The organism is Achromobacter sp. JCM 18799 (assembly GCF_055395645.1).
Genome location: NZ_AP043866.1, coordinates 1,768,092 through 1,786,142 on the forward strand (window position 1 = coordinate 1,768,092; position 18,051 = coordinate 1,786,142).

General features: G+C 67.5%; 17 protein-coding genes. 6 read left to right on the forward strand and 11 right to left on the reverse strand.

The window, feature by feature from the left end:
- Positions 1–30: 30 nt before the first annotated feature.
- The 3 genes from ACZ5YA_RS08380 to ACZ5YA_RS08390 are packed head-to-tail and all read right to left on the reverse strand — an operon-like array spanning position 31 to position 3,050.
- Complete coding sequence (locus ACZ5YA_RS08380; RefSeq protein WP_059373468.1) at positions 31–1,131, reverse strand: cupin domain-containing protein; 1,101 nt, start codon at positions 1,129–1,131, stop codon at positions 31–33.
- A 58-nt stretch (positions 1,132–1,189) separates the two neighbouring features.
- Positions 1,190–2,188, reverse strand: a complete 999-nt coding sequence (locus ACZ5YA_RS08385) for an ornithine cyclodeaminase family protein (protein WP_464092370.1) — start codon at positions 2,186–2,188, stop codon at positions 1,190–1,192.
- The gene (locus ACZ5YA_RS08390; protein ID WP_464092371.1) at positions 2,181–3,050 is read right to left on the reverse strand and encodes a fumarylacetoacetate hydrolase family protein; all 870 of its coding nucleotides are present in this window, start codon (positions 3,048–3,050) and stop codon (positions 2,181–2,183) included. The genes ACZ5YA_RS08385 and ACZ5YA_RS08390 overlap by 8 nt, the downstream gene beginning before the upstream one ends.
- On the opposite strand from ACZ5YA_RS08390, the gene ACZ5YA_RS08395 reads away from it, so the two are divergent.
- From ACZ5YA_RS08395 to ACZ5YA_RS08410, 4 genes are all read left to right on the forward strand, one after another.
- Positions 3,049–3,219, forward strand: a complete 171-nt coding sequence (locus ACZ5YA_RS08395) for a hypothetical protein (RefSeq protein WP_280015851.1) — start codon at positions 3,049–3,051, stop codon at positions 3,217–3,219. The genes ACZ5YA_RS08390 and ACZ5YA_RS08395 overlap by 2 nt on opposite strands.
- Positions 3,220–3,266: 47 nt before the next feature.
- Positions 3,267–3,998 carry a GntR family transcriptional regulator gene (locus ACZ5YA_RS08400; RefSeq protein WP_054456177.1) on the forward strand — a complete coding sequence of 244 codons (732 nt, stop codon included), beginning with the start codon at positions 3,267–3,269 and terminating at the stop codon, positions 3,996–3,998.
- A gap of 14 nt (positions 3,999–4,012) precedes the next feature.
- Positions 4,013–4,831 carry a hydroxyethylthiazole kinase gene (thiM, locus tag ACZ5YA_RS08405; RefSeq protein ID WP_059373473.1) on the forward strand — a complete coding sequence of 273 codons (819 nt, stop codon included), beginning with the start codon at positions 4,013–4,015 and terminating at the stop codon, positions 4,829–4,831.
- Positions 4,832–4,928: 97 nt separating this feature from the next.
- Positions 4,929–7,040 carry a 5'-nucleotidase C-terminal domain-containing protein gene (locus ACZ5YA_RS08410; RefSeq protein ID WP_464092372.1) on the forward strand — a complete coding sequence of 704 codons (2,112 nt, stop codon included), beginning with the start codon at positions 4,929–4,931 and terminating at the stop codon, positions 7,038–7,040.
- Here ACZ5YA_RS08410 and ACZ5YA_RS08415 read toward each other — a convergent pair.
- From ACZ5YA_RS08415 to ACZ5YA_RS08435, 5 genes are read right to left on the reverse strand one after another with little or no spacing between them, the layout of a single operon-like run.
- Positions 7,037–7,801 (reverse strand): iron ABC transporter ATP-binding protein, encoded by a 765-nt coding sequence (locus ACZ5YA_RS08415; RefSeq protein WP_118932670.1) that lies wholly within the window; start codon positions 7,799–7,801, stop codon positions 7,037–7,039. The genes ACZ5YA_RS08410 and ACZ5YA_RS08415 overlap by 4 nt on opposite strands.
- Positions 7,798–8,784: an iron chelate uptake ABC transporter family permease subunit gene (locus tag ACZ5YA_RS08420; RefSeq protein WP_187523942.1), complete on the reverse strand. Its 987-nt coding sequence runs from the start codon at positions 8,782–8,784 to the stop codon at positions 7,798–7,800. The genes ACZ5YA_RS08415 and ACZ5YA_RS08420 overlap by 4 nt, the downstream gene beginning before the upstream one ends.
- Positions 8,777–9,769 carry an ABC transporter permease gene (locus ACZ5YA_RS08425; RefSeq protein WP_118932671.1) on the reverse strand — a complete coding sequence of 331 codons (993 nt, stop codon included), beginning with the start codon at positions 9,767–9,769 and terminating at the stop codon, positions 8,777–8,779. The genes ACZ5YA_RS08420 and ACZ5YA_RS08425 overlap by 8 nt, the downstream gene beginning before the upstream one ends.
- A gap of 33 nt (positions 9,770–9,802) precedes the next feature.
- A complete protein-coding gene (locus tag ACZ5YA_RS08430; RefSeq protein ID WP_464092373.1) occupies positions 9,803–10,753 on the reverse strand; it encodes a siderophore ABC transporter substrate-binding protein in 951 nt (316 codons plus the stop codon).
- A gap of 42 nt (positions 10,754–10,795) precedes the next feature.
- Positions 10,796–12,814: a ligand-gated channel protein gene (locus ACZ5YA_RS08435; RefSeq protein ID WP_059373483.1), complete on the reverse strand. Its 2,019-nt coding sequence runs from the start codon at positions 12,812–12,814 to the stop codon at positions 10,796–10,798.
- Between the two features lie 212 nt (positions 12,815–13,026).
- Here ACZ5YA_RS08435 and ACZ5YA_RS08440 point away from each other — a divergent pair, with 212 nt between their 5' ends.
- Together ACZ5YA_RS08440 and ACZ5YA_RS08445 are read left to right on the forward strand one after the other, a co-directional pair.
- Positions 13,027–13,740, forward strand: coding sequence for a response regulator transcription factor (locus ACZ5YA_RS08440; RefSeq protein WP_059373486.1), 714 nt, complete (start codon positions 13,027–13,029; stop codon positions 13,738–13,740).
- On the forward strand, positions 13,740–15,131 hold the full coding sequence (locus tag ACZ5YA_RS08445) for a sensor histidine kinase (RefSeq protein WP_251881569.1): 1,392 nt from the start codon (positions 13,740–13,742) through the stop codon (positions 15,129–15,131). The genes ACZ5YA_RS08440 and ACZ5YA_RS08445 overlap by 1 nt, the downstream gene beginning before the upstream one ends.
- Before the next feature lie 7 nt (positions 15,132–15,138).
- Here the strand turns inward: ACZ5YA_RS08445 and ACZ5YA_RS08450 are convergent, their stop codons facing one another.
- From ACZ5YA_RS08450 to ACZ5YA_RS08460, 3 genes are read right to left on the reverse strand one after another with little or no spacing between them, the layout of a single operon-like run.
- On the reverse strand, positions 15,139–15,957 hold the full coding sequence (locus ACZ5YA_RS08450) for a TatD family hydrolase (RefSeq protein ID WP_118932674.1): 819 nt from the start codon (positions 15,955–15,957) through the stop codon (positions 15,139–15,141).
- Between the two features lie 39 nt (positions 15,958–15,996).
- Positions 15,997–16,686 (reverse strand): ABC transporter ATP-binding protein, encoded by a 690-nt coding sequence (locus ACZ5YA_RS08455; RefSeq protein ID WP_059373492.1) that lies wholly within the window; start codon positions 16,684–16,686, stop codon positions 15,997–15,999.
- Entirely contained in the window at positions 16,679–17,911 is a 1,233-nt protein-coding gene (locus tag ACZ5YA_RS08460; protein ID WP_240633261.1) for a lipoprotein-releasing ABC transporter permease subunit, read from the reverse strand. The genes ACZ5YA_RS08455 and ACZ5YA_RS08460 overlap by 8 nt, the downstream gene beginning before the upstream one ends.
- Positions 17,912–18,051 lie beyond the last annotated feature (140 nt).

Sequence of the window (18,051 nt, forward strand, 5' to 3'; positions counted from 1 at the left end):
ATCCAGGTATCGGTTCTAGAAAATCGCGTCCTATCGGGCCGCGGCCAGTTGCGCGCGGTTGCTCTCGAAGCCGCTCTGGCTGCCCAGCGCCAGGATGGGTTCCTGCATGCGCTCCTGCCAGATCAGCGACTCCATGGCGATCTGCAGCGGATGGTCCTGCACCGTCAGCGCGGAGGTGGTTTCCGTGCCCGAGTGATGCGAGTGCATGGCCCAGCCTGGCGCCGACAGGATCAGGTCGCCCGCCTTCCAGTCCAGCCGCGTGCCGTTGACCTTGCTGTAGCCGTTGCCGCGCAGGTAATAGTTGATGGCCGACGAGCTGTGGCGGTGCGGCACGTGGTGGTTGTCGGGCGGCGACGAGGAAATGGTGGCGAAGAAGCTGTGCGTGGTGCCGATGCGGCGTTCGGTCGCCGGGTTGTACAGCACGAACAGGCGGCGGCCGTTGTAGCCGCGCGCCATGTCCTCGACGCTGGGCAGCTGGCGCGACACCGCCGACCAGGGCCAGTGCAAGGCCTTGGATTCCAGCACGTCGATGTCGATCAGCCACTCGTAGCCCAGCAGCCAGGCGCCCTCGGGCGTGATCTGCTCGCGCAGCGCCAGGTCGCGCGAACGGGCCGCGTCGGGCGCGCGCGGCGGCACCGGCTTGGTATTGGCGTCGGCCGGCGGCACGCTGCCCTCGAACTCCTCGACGTAGTGGATCTCCAGCTTTTCCAGGAGCGGCGCGTTGGAGTACGACAGGCGCACCCACGGCGTCTTGCCTTCGTTGCGGTAGGAATGCACCTGCATGGCGGGGGTGTTCCATACGTCCCAGTGCCCCACGCGGATGTCGCGCCCGGCCACCGTGGCCACGCCCTCGCCGCTGATACAGATCTCCAGCATGTTGGAGTTCTTGCGCAGATTGAAGGTGCTTTCACCCGGATTGACCACGTTGATGGTGACGTCCGTTCCCGGGGCCAGGCCCAGGCCCGGCGCCGTGGCTTCCGGGTGCACGATGAGGGAGGCGCGACGGCCGTTGTCCGGCCGGGGCGCATCGGTCAGGCGCGCGATCTCAAGATCGATGTCCTCTTTGGGGATGACGATGGACTGCCATTTGTTTTGTTCCCGCGGACTGGCGCCGCTGATATCGACGAACATGTATGTCTCCTCTTGCCGCCGGCGCCCCGCGCCGGCTGTGCGGTTATGCGAATTCGGTTCAGGGCTGCGCCAGCAGCAGGTTCTCGCGGGTCTGGGGCGGCAGCGCCACGCCCAGGCCATGGTCGCGGGCATGCTCGTACACCACGCGCGCCATCGCCAGGTCGGACAGGCCCATGCCCATGCCCTTGAAGATCGTCAACCGCGCGCCTTGCGGACGGCCCTCTCCCGCGGCGAGCAGGTCGCTCAGCACGGTCACGCCCTGCCATGGCGCACCGTCTGCGCCAAAGCGCTCGCGCAGTTCACGCGAACCGCGGCGGGCGTTTTCCAGGTCGTCCACCACCACGCGGTCGGCGCGTTCGAACACGTCCTGCGCGAACTCGGCCTTGGCCGGCAGGATCGCGCCCACGGCGTTCAGGTGCCTGCAGTCGGCCAGCATGGCCTCGTCCACGAAAGGCTCGACGACGCGCGTGATCAGGGTGACGATCTCGGCGCCGGCCAGCGCCTGTTCCAGGCTGGCCGCTTCCTCGACCTCGAATCGATACTTGCCTTGCACGCTGGCGACAAAGGCGCGGCGCTTTTCCGGCGTGGGGCTGTAGACGCGCACGCGGCGCAAGTCGCGCACGGCGGCCAGCGCGGCCAATTGGGTGACGGCCTGCGGGCCGGTGCCGATCAGCGCGGCGCAGGCGGCGTCAGCCGGCGCCAGCGCGCGCGTGGCGACCCCGCTGATCGCGGCGGTGCGCAGCATGCCCAGCGCGCGCGCCTCGATCACGGCGCGCAGAAATCCCGACTCGGCGTCGAACAGGCTGAACAGCGAGCCTCCGCCGCTCTTGGTATGGACCCAGGTCTTGAAACCCGCATAGCCGCCCGCGCCGGTCTGCACGGAGCCCAAGGCATGCATCGAGCTGCCGTCGCCCCAGGTCGCCAGCGCCTTGGGCAGGTTGCGGGCCTGCTCGCGCCCTTGCGCGACCAGCATGGCATGCAGGGCTTCGATCGCCTTGGGGATATCCAGAACCGAGACCACGTCCCGTTCCGTCAGGTACCGCAGCGCATCAGACATGCGCGTCTCCTTGTTCGTCGGCGGCGGGCTCGTCCGCCACCGTGTTGATCAGTGTTCCGAGGCCGGGAATCTCGACTTCCAGCGTGTCGCCGGCGCTCATGAAGCGCGGAGGCTTGCGGCTGGAGCCCACGCCTTCGGGCGTGCCGGTGGCGATCACGTCGCCCGGCGACAGGCGGGTGAAGCTGCTGATGTAGGCGATCAGCTCAGGGATGGGGAAGATCAGGTCGGACACCTGGCCGTGCTGCATGACCTCGCCGTTGAGGCGGGAAATAACTTCCAGGCCAGCCGGGTCGCCGATCTCGTCGGCCGTGACCAGCCAGGGACCCAGCGCGCCGCTGCGCTCGAAGTTCTTGCCCGGCGTCACCTGCGCGTTGTGCTTCTGGAAATCGCGCACGGAGTTCTCGGCCATGCAGGTGTAGCCGGCCACGTGCGCCAGGGCGTCCCTGGCGGCGATATGGCGTCCGCCCCGGCCGATCACCACGGCCAGTTCGGCCTCGTAATCGAAACGATCGGAGGCTTGCGGCTTCCACACCGCCTCCCCGTGGCCGACGAAGCTGTCCGCAAAGCGCGCGAACAGCGAGGGGTGCGCGGGCAGTTCGCGCCCGGCCTCGGCCACATGGCGGCCGTAGTTCAGGCCCACGCAGAGAATCTTGCGCGGCGCCACGACCGGCGGCAGCAGGCGCAGCCCGGCCAAGGGCATACAGGCCTGGCCAGCCGTCTCCGCGGCGCGCGCGATCTGTTCCACCCCTGCCTCCAGCGCCGCGACCAAGTCGGGCCAGACCTGGGTCAGCGCCACGACCTCGGCGCCGCGCACCACGCCCCAGGCGCTGCGGCCTGCCTGAACGAAGCTGACGAGCTTCATGTTGTCTCCTGTGCTTGCGGCGGCTTATGGCATGCATCGACGGATTTCTTTGCATGCATTTATCGCTTCAACCGCACTTGAATCGCTGTTTTTCCGAATTATTGCATGCAATTTTGATAAATCGCAAGGCAAGATCGGTTTTTTTATTGACTATTGCATGCAATTTTGACGGTACACTGAAAGTCCTCACAGACCGGAACCAGCCTCCCCCTCCCTATGGCCGCACAAATCGATAAAGTCATTTCCGAACTCCGGGACATGGTGCTTTCTGGCGTTCTGCAACCGGGGGAACGCGTGGTCGAGTTACAGTTTTCGGCGCGCCTGGGCGTATCGCGTACCCCGTTGCGCATTGCGCTGACCGAGCTTGAAAAAGAGGGCCTGCTGGAACGGCTGCCTTCACGCGGCTTCCGGGTACGGGCCTTTACGGTGGACGAAATCGGCGACGCGGTGGACGTGCGCGGCGTGCTCGAAGGCATGGCGGCCCGCCTGCTGGCCGAGCGCGGCGCCTCGCAGGACGTGTTGGACCGCTTGTCGCAGGCGGTGGACGAAGGACGCGCCCTGCTGGCCCCGGCCCGCCGCGATCCCAACACCACCGTGGATGCGCGCGCCTGGGGGCAGATCAACCGGCGCTTTCACGAGATCCTGTGCGAAGCCGCGGGCAACCGCGCGCTCTTGTCGGCGCTGGAACACAACAACAAGACGCCGCTGGCCGGCCCGGCCGCGCTGACCCTGCCATCCACGCCCTCTCTGCTGGAAACGCCGTTCGTGCTGCGCGCGCAAGCGGACCACGAAGACCTGCTGCGCGCCATTACGCGGCGCGAGGCCGTGCGTGCCGAGAACCTGATGCGCGAGCACGCCTATCGCAGCCGCGAAAACAAGCGCGTACTGCTGGAATCGCTGCGCGGCGCCCTGCCCGCGCAGCCCGGGCTGTCGGACGTCAGCGCATAAACAGGATCCACGGCATGCAATCCATTCCCGACCTTTCCGCCCAGGCGCTGATCTCGCGCGACCTGGTGGCCGCCCTGCGCCGCGATGCGCCGCTGGTGCAGTGCCTGACCAATTTCGTATCCATGAACACCGCCGCCAACGTGCTGCTGGCCATGGGCGCTTCGCCCGCCATGGTGCATGCGCAGGAAGAAGCGCCCGAGTTCGCGCGCGTCTGCGGCGCGGTCGTGATCAACATCGGCACCCTGTCCTCGCCCTGGCTGGACAGCATGCTGCTGACCGCCGCGTCGGCCAACGAAGCCGGCATACCCTGGGTGCTCGATCCGGTGGCGCACCACGCCACCGCTTTCCGCCGCGACGCGGTGCGCCGCCTGCTGGACCTGCGGCCCGCCATCATCCGCGGCAATGCCTCGGAGATCATCGCGCTGGCCGGCGGCCAAAGCGCGAGCAAGGGCGTGGACGCGCGCGACGCGGTCTCGCAGGCGGAGCATTCCGCGCATGCCATCGCCGCCAGCCGCGCGACAGTGGTGGCGGTGACCGGCGAGACCGACTACGTCACGGACGGCGCGCGCGCCGTCCGCATAACGGGCGGTTCGCCCCTGATGCCGCGCGTCACCGCCACGGGCTGCGCGCTGACGGCGCTGGTTGGCGCCTGCGCCGCGGTGTCGCGCAACGATCCGTTTTCCGCGGCGGTCGCCGCCCTGTCGTGTTTCGCCATCGCGGGCCAGCGCGCCGGCGAGCTGGCGCAAGGCCCCGGATCGTTTGCGTGGCGCTTCCTGGACGCGCTTGCGGCGTTGGAAACGGGCGACCTCATCGAAGAATCTCCGCTGCGCTAGACGCGGCACGACTGCCCCGCCCCGTGGCGCGACCGTGTCACGGCCGGGTCACACGCCATGCGCAGAATTCCTTTCCTTCAAACCCGGAGGAAAGACGGTGAAGCCGAATCTAGGAAAGCTCTTTGCGCTGTCCGCCAGCGCCGCGTTGCTGGCAAGCCTGGCCGCTTGCGGCGGCGACAATGACGACGACACGCCCGACACCCCGCCGCAGGCCGGCGTGCCCGCAGGCTCCACCCTGGACCTGGCCATCCTGGGCACCACCGACCTGCATGCCAACGTGCTGGGCTACGACTACTACAAGCTGGCCGAGGACAAGAGCTACGGCGTGGACCGCACGGCCACGTTGATCGCCAATGCGCGCAAGCAGAATGCCAACACGCTGCTGTTCGACAACGGCGACACCATCCAGGGCACTGCCTTGTCCGACTACCAGGCGCTGGTCAAGCCGGTGCAATGCAGCGACATGCTGGCGATCTACAAGCAGATGAAACTGCTGGCCTATGACGCGGCCACGCTGGGCAACCATGAGTTCAACTACGGCCTGCCGTTCCTGTCGCAGATCACCGACACGAATTTCGGGCTGGCCGGCATCGGCAAGGGCACGGCGCAGACCAACCCCGCCGGGGCCAAGGACTGCGCGGCGCCGGGCTTTCCCTTCGTGTCCGCCAATGTGGTGTCGGCCGCCAGCAAGCAGCCCATCTTCAAGCCCTGGGTCCTGCTGAACAAGACCTTCAAGGCCACCGATCCCAACGGCAAGCAGATCGAGGTCGCGCTGAAGGTCGGCGTGATCGGCTTTGCGCCCCCGCCCATCCTGCAATGGGACAAAGCCAATCTGGAAGGCCACGTGGAAGTCGCGGGCTGGAAGGAATCGGCGCAACGCTATGTACCCGAAATGCGCGCGGCGGGCGCCGATCTGGTGGTGGCGCTGGCGCACGGCGGCATCGACATGCTCAGCGCCTACAGCCCGGCCATGGAAAACGGCGCGGGCTACCTGAGCCAGGTGCCTGGCATCGACGCGCTGATCACCGGTCACCAGCACCTGCTGTTCCCCGACACCAATGCCAAGTCGCAATTCGCGGGGCAGCCCGGGATAGATCTGGAGAAAGGCCTGATCAACGGCGTACCGGCGGTGCAGGCCGGCCAGTGGGGCAACAACCTCGGCCAGATCACGCTGAAGCTTGCCTATGACAAAGGCTGGCAGGTGCAGAAGGACGCCACGCGCGTGCAACGCATCTCCACGCGCCTGACCGCGCAGAACGGCGCCACGCCCGCGACCTACGTCGAACCCGACGCCGCCGCGCAGCAGCTGGTGCAGGCTGAACACGCCGCCACCATCGCCTATGTCAAAACGCCCATCGGCCAGAGCCGCTTCGACATGGCGACCTATTACGCGCTGGCGGGCGACGTGTCGGCGCTGCAAATCGTCAACATGGCGCAGATCGACTATCTGACGGACTACATCGCCAAGAACAAACCCTCGTATGCCGCCCTGCCCATCCTGTCGGCGGCCGCGCCCTTCAAGGGCGGACGCAACGGTCCGGGCGACTTCACCTACGTGAAGCAGGGCAACATCGCCATCAACAACGCCGCCGATCTTTACCTGTACCCCAACACCTTGCAAGTGGTGCGGGTCAGCGGCGACATCGTGCGCCAATGGCTGGAGAAGACCGCCGAGCAGTTCAAGCAGATCGACCCGGGCCAGGTCGCGCCGCAGGATCTGGTCGACACGGGTTTTCCGACCTTCAACTTCGACGTGCTGTATGCCGCGGGCAATGCCCTGCGGTACGAAATCGACGTCACCCGGCCCAAGGGTACACGCATCACGCAGCTGACTTACCAGGGCGCGCCGCTCGATCCCGCTGCGCAATTCCTGGTGGTCACGAACAACTACCGCGCCAGCGGCGGCGGCGACTTCCCCGGCCTGGCCGGCGGCAAGGGCGACATCGTGCTGCAAGCCCCGGACGCCAGCCGCGACGTGCTGATCAGCTACATCCGCAAGCACCCGGACCTGGATCTGGCCACCTATGGCCTGGACCGCAGCTGGCGCTTCGCGCGAGTGGGCGTCCTGGCCGGCCCGGTGGTGTTTTCGTCGGTGCCAGGCACCCTGGCCATGGCCGCCGCGCATGGCGTGGACAACGTCACGGTGCATGACGCCACGCCTGACCCGGTGACCCAGCTGTCGCGCTACGCGGTGGATCTCAGCCGCTAAGGCTGGCGGTAGTACACGCAGATGCGCCGGCCGCCGATCTCGTGCACCTCGATCGGCAACTCGTACAGTTCGCTCAGGACCTCCGGCCGGACCAGTTCGGCCGGAGTCCCCTGATGCGCGATGCGCCCTGCCCGCATCGCCACGATGCGGTCCGCATAGGTGGACGCGAAATTGATGTCGTGCAGCACCAGCACCACCGTCTTGCCCAGCTCGTCCGCCGCGCGCCGCAGCGTGCCCATCATGGCGACGGCATGCTTCATGTCCAGGCTGTTCAGCGGTTCGTCCAGCAGGACGTAGCGCGTGTCCTGGCACAGCACCATCGCCACGAACGCGCGCTGGCGCTGCCCGCCCGACATCTCGTCCAGGTAGCGGTCGGCCAGCGGCTCCAGGTTCAGGTAGGCGATGGCGCGGTCGATGTGGTCCTTGTCTTCCAGCGTCAGGCGGCCGCCCGTGTGCGGATAACGGCCGAACGCGACCAGATCCCTGGCCGTCAACCGCAGCGGCAGGTGATTGTCCTGCCGCAGGATGGCCAGGCGGCGCGCCAGTTCGCGGCTGTCGGCCCGGGTCACGTCCAGCCCCTCGACCAGCACCCGGCCAGCGGACATGGGAAGCAGACGGCTGACCATGGACAGCAGCGTGGACTTGCCTGCGCCATTGGGGCCGATGATCGCCGTGACGCCGCCCGCCGGCAGCGACAGGCTGACGTCGTCGACCACCACGCTGTCGCCGTATTGCTTGCTGACTTGCTGGATCTCTATCATCGGCGCCCCCTGCGCAGGATCAGGGCAAGGAACATCAACCCGCCCAGGAATTCGATCACCACGCTGACGGTGGTATTCAGGCCCAGCACGCGTTCCAGCAGCGTCTGGCCGCCTACCAGGAAGATCACGCTCAGCAGCACGGCCGCCGGGACGGTGTGGCGATGCCGGTCGGACCCCATGGCCTGATAGGCCAGGTTGCTGACCAGCAGGCCGAAGAACGTCACCGGCCCCACCAGCGCGGTGGATACCGACACCAGCACGGCGATGGCGGCCAGCGTCAGCATCAGCGTGCGGCGATAGTCCACGCCCAGGTTCACCGCGATGTCGCGGCCCAGCGCCAGCACGTCGTAGCGCCGCCGCATGCGCCACACCAGCAGCGACGCGGCGCACACCGCGGCCAGCGCGATCGGCAGCAGACCCACGCGCACGGTGTTGAAGCTGGCGAACATGCGGTCCTGCAACACCAGGAATTCATTGGGGTCGATCAGCCGCACCACGAAGTTGGACAGGCTGCGAAACAACAGGCCGAAAATGATGCCCACCAGCATCATCAGGTGCAGGCTGCGCACCGCGTCCGAGAACAGCCAACGGAACAGCAGGCAGGCGAACGCGGTCATGGCGCCCACCTCCAGCAGGAAGGCGGCCACCGGATGGCTGGCGGCCGCGGCCGCCTGGCCGAAGCCGAACACCACCACGGCCTGGATCAGCAGGTACAGGGCGTCAAAGCCCATGATGGCGGGCGTCAGGATGCGATTGTGGGTGATCGTCTGGAACAGCACCGACGACACCGCCACCGCATAGGCCACCAGCAGCATCGCCGCCAGCTTGGCGCCGCGGAACGGGATCACGAAGGACCACTGGCCGTTGGCGCCCAGCGTCATGAAGGCGATGGCGCAGGCCAGCGCAATGGCGCCCAGCAGCCACAGGCGCCAAGCCTGCGGCGCCCGGGCCGGCGCCGGGACGGAGACTGCAAGTTCAGCCAAGCCGGTTCCTCCGCGCGCGCAACAGCCACAGGAACAGGATGCTGCCCAGCACGCCGACCACCGTGCCGATGGGAATCTCGTAGGGATGGATCACCAGCCTGCCGATGACGTCGCAGGCCAGCACGAACACGCCGCCCAGCACCGCCACCCAGGGGATGGCGCGGCGCATGTTGTCGCCCAGCACCAGGCTGACGGCATTGGGCACGATCAGGCCCAGAAAGGGAATGCCGCCGGCCGTCACCACCACCACGGCCGAAATCGCCGACACGATCAGCAGTCCGGCCAGCGTCAGCCGCGCATGGTTCAAGCCCAGGTTGGCGGCGAACTCGCGGCCCATGCCGGCCACGGTGTAACGATCGGCCGCCGCGTAAGCCGCGCAGGCCAGGCCGAAGCCGATCCAGAGCAATTCATAGCGCCCCCGCAGCACGCCGGAAAAATCGCCCGTGGTCCAGGCGTGCAGCGACTGCAGCAGGTCGTAGCGATAGGCGACGAAGGTGGTGGCCGCGTGGATCACGCCGCCCAGGATCAGGCCGATCAGCGGCACGATGAAGGGCGTGCGCAGCGGCACGCGCTTGAGCAGCGCAAGAAACAGCAAGGTGCCCGCCAGCGCGAAGCCCGTGGCCGTCAACATCTTGCCGATCACGGGCGTGTCCGGCGCCAGCAGCGTGACCACGAGTATGCCCAGGGTGGCGGACTCCACGGTGCCGGCCGTGGTGGGTTCGACGTAGCGGTTGCGCACTAGCATCTGCATGATGAGTCCGGCCACCGCCAGCGACATGCCGGCCAGCAGCAAGGCCAGCGTGCGGGGGATGCGGCTGACCATCAGCAGGCGCCAGGCTCGCTCGGCCTCGTCACCAGTGCCCCACAGCGCGGCCAGGCTGAGCTGGCCCGCCCCCAGGCTGACGCTGGCCGCGCACAGGGCCAGCAGCAAGCCTACCGCCACCGCCAGCCCGCCCCAACCGCCTATCGACTGCCGCCAACTCACCCGCGATTACTCCCGCCGCTCATGCATCAGGCTTTACTTGCCCGCGGCCAGCGCGGCCGCGATCTCGTCCACGTTCTGCTGCATCGCGGTCAGGCCCGCGCTGCCCAGCAGATACCAGTTGTAGCCGTTCAGGTAGACCACGCGCTTGTTCTTCCAGGCCTTGGTCGGGCGCACCAGCTCGTTGTCCAGCATGCGCTGGGCCGACACGCCCTCACGGCCGATGGCGGCATCGCGGTCGATCACGAACAGCCAGTCGGGATCGGTCTGGGCGATGAACTCGAACGAGATCGCCTGGCCGTGGTTCGACACGCTCAGCCCCGTCGTCGCCGGCTTGATGCCGAAGGCGTCGTGGATCACGCCGAAGCGCGAACCCGGACCGTAGGCGCTCATCTTGCCGCCGGTGGTCAGCACGATCAGCGCGGTGCCGGCGTTGGCCGCCTTGCCATTCAGGTCCGCGATCGAGGCGCGCAGGGCGTCGAGCTTGGTCTTGGCGACATCCTGCTTGCCATAGATGGCGGCCAGCGTTTCGGTGTTGCGCACGACGCTGCCCACCAGGTCCCGGGCATTGACCGTCAGGTCCACGGTGGGCGCCAGCTTGGCGAGCTCGTCGTACTTGGGCGCCGAGCGGCCCGCCACGAAAATGAGTTGCGGCGCGGCGGCGTGGATCACCTCGTAGTTGGGCTCGAACATCGAACCCACCTTCAGGTAGCGCTCATCGGCATACTGGCTTAGCTGCGGCGGCCACTTGGCGACCGTCGGTACGCCCGTCGCGTCCACGCCCAGCGCATGCAGCGTGTCCAGCACGGCCAGGTCCATCACCACCGTCTTCGCCGGATTGGCCGGCACGGCGGTTTCGCCGCGCGCATGCTTCACCGGCAGCGTCGCCTGCGCCGCGCATACCGCCGTGGCGGCGCCCAGGACCAGCGCGGCCCCGGCCTGAACCGCCCAACGCCGGACGCGGCCTGCTTGCGTTTGCTTCTTCATGCGTACCTCTTCATGTTGCGGGCGCCAGGCGCCCATTCAAACTCAGAACTTGACGCCCACGCCCAGCCAGTAGCGGCGGCCGTCCTCGACGTAGCCGTAGTCGTCGTACGTGACCTGCTTGTCGAACAGGTTGTAGATGCCGGCGTACACCGCCACCGTCTTGTTCACCTGGTACGAACCGCCCAGGTCCACGAAGGTGTAGGAAGGCGCGACCACCGACGAGGACGACGGACCGGTGATGGGCTGGCTTTCCTTGCCGCGGTAGTTCAGCCGCGCCCAGGCCTGCAGCGCATCCGAGGCCTGCCAGTTCACCGTGGTGGTGAACAGGTGCTTGGGCAGCTGATTGAGCGGCTGGCCCTTGTACTGGCCGGACTTCTGCTCCGACTTGGTGAACGTGTAGCTGCTGGTCAGGGACCAGTCGCGCGACAGCGGCAGCTTCAGGTTGGCTTCCACGCCGCGGGAATTGGCCTTGTCCACGTTCATGTAGGTGGTCGGATCCGAGCCGAACTGGTTCGGGCCGTCCGTGCACTGGGTCGCGGGGCAGGCGACGCGGGTGATCTTGTCCTTGAAGTCGTTGTTGAAGACGGTCAGGCCGGCGTTGAAGCCTTCGCCGTCGTCATACAGGATGCCGATTTCCTCGGTTACCGACTTCTCGGGCGTCAGGTCCGGATTGCCGTACATATTGCCGCCGCGGCTGACCTGGCCCCAGCCCGCCACCGTCTGGCGCAGGTCGGGCGCGCGAAAGCCCGTGGACACGCCGCCCTTCAGGGTCCAGCGGTCGGCCATGTGCCAGACGCCGTACAGGCGCGGGCTGAAATGCGTGCCGAAGTTCTCGTCTTCGTCCATGCGCAGGCCGGTGGTGACGGCGAAGGTCTCGGTCAGGCGCCATTCGTCTTCGGCGAACAAGGCCCACTGGTAGCGGTCCACCTTGCTGGGGCCGTTGGCCAGCTGGTTGCCGGTCTGGTCGTTCAGGCGCTGGCTGAGGTAGCTGCCGCCCAGGGTCAGCATGTGCGAACCCAGCGGCAGCGTCCAGCTCGTCTGGATGTCCAGGTTCTTGATCTTCATCTGGCGCGAGCGGTTGTCGAACTCTTCCTGCTGCACGTAGCTGTCCGACACGCCCCAGCCCCAGCGTCCGGTATGCGACAGCGCCCACTTGTTGCTGCGGTAGTCGGTATCGGACGAAGCCGGGCAGCCATTGCGTCCGCAAGCCTGGCCGGGCGGCAGCGGCTCGACCGTCTTGCCCAGCGTTTCGTGCAGCTTCTGGCGCATGGTGGTCGCTTCCAGCACGATGTCGTGGTCGCGGTTGGGCGTCAGCGCCAGCTTGGCCGTGACGCTTTCCGAGTTGCGCTTGCGGAAGCCGTCGACGATGTCATCTTCGTCGCGCTGCGTGGCCTGGCCGTAGATCTGCAGACCCAGCAGGTCCGTCTTGATCGGGCCGGACAGGTAGAAGTTGCCCTGGTAGATGTCGCCCGACTTGTTGCTTTCCTGGATGGTGCTGTCCAGGCGGATCTCGCCGCCCCACTCCGAGGGCACCTTGCGCGTGATGATGTTGATCACCCCGCCCATGGCGTCCGAGCCGTACAGCGACGACATGGGGCCGCGCACCACCTCGATACGCTCGATGGCGGAAAGCGGCGGCGTCCAGCCGCCTTCGACGCCCGTGGAATCCGAGTTGGTGCGGGTTTCGCGCGAATTCTGGCGCTTGCCGTCGATCAGGATCAGCGTGTACTTAGGGCCCATGCCGCGCAGGCTGATGTCCTGGCGGTCGCCGCCGCCCGTCACGATCACGCCCGGCACGTCCACCAGCGCGTCGTTGATGTCGCGGTAGAACTTCTTGTCCAGGTCCTCGCGGGTGATCACGCTGATCGATGCCGGCGCGTCCTGGATCTGCTGTTCATAGCCCGAGGCCGTCACCACCACGGTGTCCAGGGTCTTGGCAGTGTCGGCGCTCTGCGCCCAGGCGGGCTGCGCCACGCCGAAACCCGCTGCGCACAGGGCCGCCGCCAACTGCGTGCGCGAACCCGGACCGCGCCGGCCGGCGACCAATTCTTTGCTGCTCATGATTCCAGTTTCTCCCGTCCCAGGCCCGCGCCCCACCCCGCGTGCGGCGTCCGTCCTGCCTCGTATTTATTAATGAAAACCATTCTCATATTAGAATTGGACCTGCCGGGAGCCAGCAACACGCTTTCCGCAACTTTTATCTTCTTTGCACTTCTTGACACTCCGGCCCGCGGCCATAAGCCAAACTGCCGGATGCAGAACCGACGACACGCATGCCTTTTTCCCACGCACCGGCGACTCGCCGCATCCTGCTGATCGATGACGATGTCGAGCTTGCGCAGATGCTGCGCGAGTACCTGGAACCCGGTCATTGCCGGCTCACCCTGGCGCATAGCGGCACGCAGGGCCTGGCCCTGTTGGCTCAGGACGACTACGACCTGGTGCTGCTGGACCTGATGCTGCCCGACGGCAATGGGCTGGATCTGCTGAAGCAATACCGCCTGCGCTCGCGCCGGCCGGTCATCATGTTCACCGCCCACGGCGGCGAGACGGACCGCGTGCTGGGCTTGGAGTTCGGCGCCGACGACTACCTGGCCAAACCCTTCAGTCCGCGCGAACTCAAGGCCCGCATCACGGCGGTCCTGCGCCGCTTCGAAGAGGTGCCCGACACGGCCCGCCCCGCCCTGGCGCTGGGCGCAGTGTCGCTGGACGCCGCCACCGGCGTGCTGCGAATGGGCGACAGTGAAATTCCATTGACCGGCGCCGAACAGCGCATCCTGGAAATCCTCATGCGCACGCCCGGGCAGGTGGTCGCGCGCGACCAGATCGGTCTGTACGCGCTGGGCCGCAAGCCCGACCGCTACGACCGCAGCATCGACACCCACATCAGCTCGCTGCGCAAGAAGCTGCGCAGCGACAGCGGCGCCGAGACATTGGCGATCCGCAACCTGCGCGGCCTGGGTTACGTACTGGCGGGCGCTGACTGATGGCCTGGCTGCCCACCCGCTCGCTCTTCGGACGCGCTTTCCTGACCTTCTGGGGCGCGATGGCGGTCATCCTGGTCTGCGGCATGGTGCTGACGGCCGCGGTCGCCTGGTACCGCTTCAATTCCCTGGATGGCCTGAATCCCGGCAATCTCACGCGCGATGCTGCGCAGATCGCCCGCAGCGAGGGCGTGGATGGCCTGGAACGCTGGGTCGAAGCCATGGACCGGCGCTACTCGGCGCTGAAGATCTACGTCATGGACGCCCAGGACAAGGACATCCTGGGCCGGCGGCTGCCCGCCCGCATGGAAGACTGGCTGAGCGATTTCCGCGCCGGGCCAGACCGTTCGCCGAAAGCCGACTACCTTCCCGCCGACCCCACCGGCGAGCGCGTTTCCTGGTGGGAACCGCAAAAGCTGGTCTTGCCCGATGGTTCGCAGCTGCTGCTGCTGTTCCTGCCGTTCGATTCATCGCATTGGGAAGTGCTGGCCCTGTCGCCCGTGGCGCTGGCCCTGGTGCTGTTCGCGCTGGCCGTGACCGCGCCGTTCTGCTGGGCCTTGAGCCGCCACGTGACGGCGCCCTTGGCACAGTTGCGCCAGACCACGCATGCCTTGTCCGCCGGGCGGCTGGATGCGCACACGCCCGCCAAGCTGGCGCGCCGCAAGGACGAACTAGGCCTCCTGGCGCGCGATTTCGACGCGATGGCCGACCGCCTGAAGGCGCTGGTCGACACGCGCGAGCAGCTGCTGCACAACATCGCGCACGAACTGCGCTCGCCGCTAGCGCGGCTGCGGCTGGCGGCGGAGCTGGCGCGGCGCAGGGACGAGCGCCAGGATCTGCAGCTGGACCGCATCGAACTCGAATGCGAACGCCTGGACGCGCTGGTCGGCAACACCTTGCGGCTGGCGCGCCTGGGCGCCCTGCCCGTGCCTACCGACACCCTGGACCTGGCCGAACTCGTGTCCGACGTCGTCGAAGACGCACGCTTTGAGGCCGGCGGCCGGCAGATCCGCATAGAGTGGCACCAGCATGCGCCCGTGCCCCTGGTCGGCGACCGCTGCAGCCTGGCCAGCGCCATCGAGAACGTACTGCGCAACGCCTTGCGCTTTGCGCCCGCGCACAGCGCGATCCGCGTGCGCCTGCTGTCGACCGCGCACGAAGCCTGCCTGGAGATCGAGGACCGCGGGCCCGGCGTGGCCGCGGAAGAACTGCAATCGCTGTTCGAACCTTTCTATCGGACGGCCTCCGGCGCGCGCAAACCGGGCAGCGGCGCCGGACTGGGCCTGTCGATTGCCCAGGCCGCCGTGGCCGCGCACAAGGGCAGGATGTCGGCCCGCAACATGTCGCCGCAGGGGCTGAGCGTGCGGCTGGAACTGCCGCGCCTGAACGGCTGAGGCCCGGTCAGTCGGCGTCGGCCAGGATCGCGGCCGGCAGCCGCGGCAATACCCGCATGGCGTTGGCCGTGGTGGCATGCGCCACTTGCGCCGGCGTGATGCCGCGCAGCTCGGCCAGCGTGGCGGCGATGCGGACCAGTTCGGCCGGCGCATTGCGCCGCTGCGGCGGATGCAGCCAGGCCGGCGGAATGTCGGGCGCGTCGGTTTCCAGCACCAGGTGCGCCAGATCCACGTCCACCGCATGGCGGCGGATCTGCAAGGCGCGCTCGTAGGTCATCGCGCCGCCCAGGCCCAGCGCGAAGCCCTGGTCTATGAATGCCTGCGCCTGCTGCGCGCTGCCGTTGAAGGCATGCGCGATGCCGCCGATGCGAGGATGGCGGCGCAGGTATTTCAAGAGGATGTCCTGCGACTTGCGCACGTGCAGCAGCACCGGCAGGCCGAACTCGGCGGCCAGCGCCAGTTGCGCGGCATAGAAGTGTTCCTGGCGCTCGCGCGGTTCGCCGGAGGCGATTTCAGGCACGAAGAAGTCCAGGCCGATCTCGCCGATGGCGACGAAGCGGGGGTCGCCCAGCGATTCCTTGACGGCCGCGCGCAACGCCTCCAGGTCGCCGTCGCCGGCGCGCTGAACATACAGCGGATGGATGCCCAGTGCATAGGCGCCGCCGGCCGTCTTGCCGGCCAGTTCGCGCACCACGGAAAAATTGGCGCGCTCGACAGCGGGAATCACGATGGATTGGACGCCCGCCTCACAGGCACGGTCGGCGACCTGCTCGCGGTCGGCGTCGAACTCGGCGGCATCCAGGTGGCAATGGGTATCGATCAGCATGGGCGCGACCTCCTTGCCCGGATTATCCCCCGGCGCGCCTTAACCCGAAACCAGGCGACCGTTTTCCATGAGCAACTGGCGGTCGGCGCGGGCGGCCAGTTCCGGGTCGTGCGTGACGATGGCGAACGCCGTGCCGGACTCCTGATTCACCCGCGTCAGCAGTTCGAACATATTGTGCGCGGTGTGGCGGTCCAGGTTGCCGGTGGGCTCGTCGGCCAGCACGCAGACCGGGCGCGTGACCAGCGCGCGCGCCAGCGCCACGCGCTGCCGCTCGCCGCCGGACAGCTGGCCCGGGAAGTGACCTTCGCGCGCGGCCAGGCCCACCAGACCCAGAACCTCGTGCGCGGCGGCGCGCGCCTTGTCGCGATTCTCGCGGCGCACGATCAGCGGCATCGCCACGTTGTCCAGCGCGGAGAACTCCGGCAACAGGTGGTGGAACTGGTAGACGAAGCCCAGGCTGCGGTTGCGCACGGCGCTCTTGCGGGCCTCGGACAGCCCGACGGCAAGCTGGCCGTCCACCGACACGGAGCCGCTGGTGGGCACGTCCAGCAGACCCAGGATATGCAGCAGCGTGCTCTTGCCGGAACCGGAGGCGCCGACGATGGCGACCATCTCGCCACGCGCCACCGACAGGCTGACGTTGCTCAGCACTTCGATGCGCGCAGGGCCTTCGTCGTAGACCTTGACGATGTTGTCGGCCTGCAGCGCGGGAGTCAGCATGTCAGTCATGGCGCAGCACCTGTGCGGGTTGCAGGCGCGAGGCGCGCCAGCTGGGATACAGGGTCGCCAGCAGCGACAGCACCAGGGAAGTCACGCCGATGGTGACGATGTCGCCCACTTGCGGATCGGACGGCAAGGCGCTGATGAAATAGATTTCACGCGGCAGGAAATGCACGCCCAGCAAGCCTTCGATGAAGGGCACGATCACGTCCACGTTATAGGCGATGAGGATGCCGCCCGCCACGCCCAGCAGCGTGCCGATCACACCGATCAGCGCCCCCTGCACCAGGAAGATGCGGGCGATCTCGCGCGGACCCGCGCCCAGCGTGCGCAGGATGGCGATGTCGGACTGCTTGTCCTTCACGGCCATGACCAGGGAGGACAGCAGGTTGAACGCGGCCACGGCCACGATCAACGCCAGGATCAGGAACATCATGCGCTTTTCGGTCTTCACGGCCGCGAACCAGGTGCGGTTGTTGCGCGACCAGTCGCTCGCCATCACGTAGGGCGGCAGCACCTTCTGCAATTCCGCCGCCACTTCCGGGGCGCGCTGCATGTCGGCCACGCGCAGGCGCACGCCGGCAGTGCCGCTGTCACGGAACACGCGGGCGGCATCCTCGTCGTCGACGAAGGCCAGCGAGGAATCGTATTCATAGTGGCCGGACGAGAACACGCCCACCACGGTGAACTGGCGCATGCGCGGGGTGAAACCCGCCGGGCTGATCGAGCCCTGCGGCGCCATCATCAAGAGCGTATCGCCCAGCTTCACGCCCATGCCGTCGGCCAGTTCATTGCCCAGCACCACGCCGAAACTGCCGGGCTTCAGGTCGGTCAGCTTGCCCGATACCATCTGGCGCGGCAGGTCCGACACATTGCCTTCGGTCTGCGGATCGATGCCGCGCACCTGCACGCCGCGCAAGGCCTGCCCGCGCACCAGCATGCCCTGCGCCGCCACGAACGGGGCGCCGGCCTTGACCGAGGAATTTTTCTCGGCGGCGGAAGCGAACTCCTGCCATTTCTCCAGCACCCGCTCGGGGGCAGCCCCCGGGATATAGAGTTCAATATGCGGCAGCACCGACAGCATGCGGTCGCGCACTTCCTTCTGGAAGCCGTTCATCACGGACAGCACCACGATCAGGGCGGCGACGCCCAGCGCGATGCCCGCCATGGAACTGGCGGCGATGAAGGAGATGAAGCGATCGCGGCGGCCGCGTCGCTGGCGGATTCGGGCCAACCCGGCATAGCGGGCGCCTATCCAGAGTTCGTAGGGTATTTTCAGCACGAGCGCATTATGGCATTAACCGCCTGGATTCCGCGCCGCGGATGTGCGCGTCCAAGACCAGGCGTTTCAAGCTATGGCAGTGCCAGGCGCCG